Annotated in this window: 1 protein-coding gene; it reads right to left on the bottom strand. The window is 31.0% G+C overall.

Annotation, left to right across the window (positions count from 1 at the left end):
• On the bottom strand, positions 1-732 hold a 732-nt coding region (locus tag K0040_RS19845; protein WP_228110417.1), incomplete at both ends, for an SIS domain-containing protein.

The following is a 732-nucleotide window of genomic DNA, read 5'->3' on the forward strand; positions in this document are numbered from 1 at the left end:
ATCACTATATCTAAATTCAGAAGCTATGTCAGCTATAACTGGTATTTTAGCGAATTTTTCTATAGCATTTTTTCCAACAAGTCCTGCATGATAAGCAGTACCACAAGCTACTATATAAACTTTGTTTATTTTTTCTAAATCTTCTTTAGTTATTTTTATATCGTCTAGTTTTATTTTTCCATCTTCATCTAATCTTCTAAGAAGTGTATCTTCTACACCTTTTGGTTGTTCGTAGATTTCTTTTGCCATGAAGCTATCAAATCCACCTTTAGATGCTGCTTCCACATCCCAAGTTATTTCACTTACTTCTTTTTCTACTACTTCTTTCTTTTCATTTAAAACAGTTACTTTATTTCCTTCTATATGAACGAATTCACCATTTTCTAAGAAGTAAACATTTCTTGTATATTTTAATATTGCAGGTATATCAGATGCTACCATGTTTTCATCTTCACCTAAACCTACAACTAATGGACTGTCTTTTCTAACTGCAACTAATTCATTTACATTGTCAGCACATACTACACCTAGAGCATACGCTCCTCTGAATCTTTCAGTTGCTTTATATACTGCTTCTAAAAGATTTCCTTCATAGTATTTACTTACCATGTGAGCTACTATTTCTGTATCTGTTTGAGATAAGAATTTAACTCCTTCAGATTCTAATTCAGCTTTTAATTCAAGGTAGTTTTCTATTATTCCATTGTGAACAACAGCTATAGTTCTATCCAT

This window comes from Terrisporobacter petrolearius (assembly GCF_020748185.1).
Lineage (GTDB): Bacteria > Bacillota > Clostridia > Peptostreptococcales > Peptostreptococcaceae > Terrisporobacter > Terrisporobacter petrolearius.